At 46.4% G+C, this 1,461-nt stretch carries 3 protein-coding genes; all 3 read right to left on the reverse strand.

Annotated elements, in window-relative coordinates:
* On the reverse strand, positions 1-435 hold a 435-nt coding region (locus B3D59_RS06605), incomplete at its 3' end, for a DEAD/DEAH box helicase family protein (RefSeq protein ID WP_286818531.1).
* A 186-nt stretch (positions 436-621) separates the two neighbouring features.
* A complete protein-coding gene (rhuM, locus tag B3D59_RS06610; RefSeq protein WP_286818536.1) occupies positions 622-1,134 on the reverse strand; it encodes a RhuM family protein in 513 nt (170 codons plus the stop codon).
* Positions 1,026-1,461 (reverse strand): RhuM family protein (gene rhuM, locus B3D59_RS06615; RefSeq protein ID WP_286818532.1); only part of this gene is annotated, 436 nt, incomplete at its 5' end. The genes rhuM (B3D59_RS06610) and rhuM (B3D59_RS06615), both read right to left, overlap by 109 nt.

Raw genomic sequence — 1,461 nt, forward strand, 5'->3', positions numbered from 1 at the left:
GGAATTCAAAAACGGCCAACTCCCTAATGACTTGGCAACGCCTTCCTTGATGGCGATGGACGGCACAACAATGATAAATTTGGTAAAGCCGTAGAGCCGGTTCATTTCAAAGATGGAGCGCAGATAGACATAGGTCTTTCCGGTTCCAGTCTCCATTTCCACGGTAAAATCCATGGAGTCCATTTTGTCGGAGGGGGCCAGCCCGTTCTGCAGCTGTATCTTGCGGATGTTTTTGTGGATGTCCTCAGGCAGAAGTTTTAAGCGGTTTCCAATACCCAGATTGTTTTCCATGCCGGGAATGAGCTGCTGGGTCGTGTATTGCAGCGGAGCCACGGTAAAATTGGTCTGGCAAATCTCCTGCCCTTCAAATACACCGGCAACGGATTCTATAGCCTGTTTCTGGAAGTCCAGATTCGGATCAAATTGAATTTTCATTCTGCACCCCCGGTTTTAACCACGGAACACACGGAATACACGGAATACACGGAAAGAACTTGGTTCGCGCTCATTTTCATGTCTGTGGGTGACCAAACCCCTGATCATGAGGGTTTACCGTGAAAATGCAGCTAAAAATAGACATATNNTTTTAACCACGAAAGGCACGAAATACACAAAATTTGATTATTCATGGTTGCCTCCTTTTTTCTTTGAGGCTTCGATCTGTTTTACGGCTTTGTCAAAGTCGGATTCGATTCGCTGGGTTTTGTTGAACTTGTCGTACTCGGCAAATGCCTTTTCTTCTGCCTGTTTGCGGGAGACGGAGCCATAGCCTTCAAGGATTTTGTATTCGTTGAACTCCAGGAAACGGTTCACACTTTCGGCAAAGTTTTCCATGGTGAAGGTGGTGCGGTTTTCAATGATGCGTTCGATATAGTCGAAAAACGCGGTTACCGTTCGCTCCAGGTTTTTGATCTTATCTTCCTGCAGGTAGTTTTTGCCAATGGTTGTGTCTGACTTTAACACACGACCGTCCGGTGCATTTTTGTATGTTTGCATCCCCATCAGCGGTTTCTCGGCATCGGCATTCAGATAAATGATTTCCGCTGCCGTGTGACCGGTGATGGCGAAGTGAAATTTATCCTGAACATGGGCATAGAAATTTCGAGTGGTCTCCGATTTAGGATCATAATCGATACTGCATTCGGCAAAAANNCAAAAATGTCGGTGATCTGCTGATAAATTCTACGTTCAGAAGCCCGAATGGAACGGACGCGTTCCAGCAGCTCGCGGAAATAGTCCTTGCCGAAATAACGACCATTCTTCAGCCGTTCATCATCCATGGCAAAACCTTTGGTGATGTATTCCTTGAGCAGTTGCGTCGCCCAGATGCGAAACTGAGTGGCTTTAGAGGAGTTGACGCGATAGCCGACCGAAATAATGGCGTCCAGGTTGTAGAATTCTAGCTTCCTTTTAACCTGACGGGAGCCTTCCTGTTGAACTGTTTCCAAAATGGAAACAGTT

Origin of the sequence: Desulfobacter sp. UBA2225 (assembly GCF_002348205.1) — a bacterium.
GTDB classification, from domain to species: domain Bacteria; phylum Desulfobacterota; class Desulfobacteria; order Desulfobacterales; family Desulfobacteraceae; genus Desulfobacter; species Desulfobacter postgatei.